Raw genomic sequence first — 1382 nt, 5'->3', positions numbered from 1 at the left:
GCTGACCCATGACAGCCGATCGGGTTCGGCAGCGGTCAAATCCCTGAGCATGGTTCTGGCGGTCCGATAGTTTTCCAGCGCTTCCGGCAGGTCTCCTTGCGCCAGCTTGATGTTGCCGAGCTTGATGTGGCTGACGGCAAAATCGCGCTTGACGCTCGGGTCGGTTTCCCGGGCCGAACGCAGCTCGAGATTGGACACCAGCGCTGCAAAGGCGCGGCCTGCCGCATCGGTGTTGCCGACAAGGGTGTAGAGCTTGCCGAGCTCGTCCAGGGTTCGGATCTGGCGGTCGGCCTGGTCCAGGGTCAGATCGGTTTGCCCGGCCTCGCCGTAGAGGACCAGCACCGATTCATAGTCCTTGATGGCCGTGGCGTAGTCGAGGTCGGCGCGCGCCGCACCGCCGGACAGGAAACGCGTCGCCGCCTCGGACAGCGTGCGGTTGACGAAGTTGGCCTTCAAGGCGTTGCGCGAAACATTGTCGATGTCGGCGGCCTTTGCGAGGATGGCGCGAGCCCCATCGAAGGCGCCGAGCGAAAGCTGCTCCTCGGCCTGCCGGCGCAATTCCGTCACCTGCGGATCATCGGAGGCCAGCGTCCTCATTTCGCCGCGCACCTTGACGAAGGCGTCGGCCGCCTCGCGCAACCGGGCATTCAGGCTGTCCGCCGAAAGGTGGCTGGCGTCGGAGCTGATCAGCACGCCGTAGAGAGGCGCCAGCGGCATGTCGGCATCGCTGGCGACCTGCTCGACCTCACCGCGCATTTCCGGCGTCACGTCGGCCATGGCAAGCAACAGGCGCTCGCGCTCCGGCAATTGTTGCTTGGCGGCCGCGGCAAAAAACAGCTTCGGCAGGCCGCTCTCGACGTAAGGCAGCTGTTTGCCCCGCGACAAATCGTAGACCTCCTGCTGCACCAGCGTCAGCACCGAGCGGATCTCGAGCCCGTCGGTGCCGAGATATTTGGTCAGCGCTGTCGTGAAGGGCGAGTTCTGGCCGGTGCCGTCGGCAGCCGTCTCGCCCGGTGCGGCGGAGAAGGCGAACAGGATGTTTTCGGCGCGGCCAATCCGGCCGAGACCCGGCTTCACCTTGTCGGAGACATCCTTTGCCAGCGATGTCGCGCCGCGCCCTTCACCGCTGCTTCCCGAGAAGGGATCGCTGCGGCAGGCGTCGAGCATGATCAGGCCGACCTTGGCCGTGGCGGCCACGCTGTCGCGCACCTCTTCCAGCGGCAGGCTGGTCTTCTCCAGCGCATCGAGCGAGGAGGCGTCGGCATCGATCGGGAGCAGCCGGTTGTCGCCCGAGATTTCCACGCCGTGGCCGGAGAAGTAGACCAGCGCCACGTCGGCGCCTTTGGCATCCAGGCGAAAATCGTCGAGCGCGCGGCGCATTC

Annotated in this window: 1 protein-coding gene; it reads right to left on the bottom strand. The window is 66.0% G+C overall.

What is annotated here, in order from left to right; translation table 11 throughout:
• On the bottom strand, positions 1-1382 hold a 1382-nt coding region (locus tag EN984_RS34730), incomplete at both ends, for a caspase domain-containing protein (RefSeq protein ID WP_206517567.1).

It is taken from the genome of Mesorhizobium sp. M7A.F.Ca.CA.004.12.1.1, from assembly GCF_003997835.1.
Lineage (GTDB): Bacteria > Pseudomonadota > Alphaproteobacteria > Rhizobiales > Rhizobiaceae > Mesorhizobium.
The sequence above is the reverse complement of the archived record's forward strand: the minus strand, read 5'-3'. Positions and strand labels throughout refer to the sequence as shown.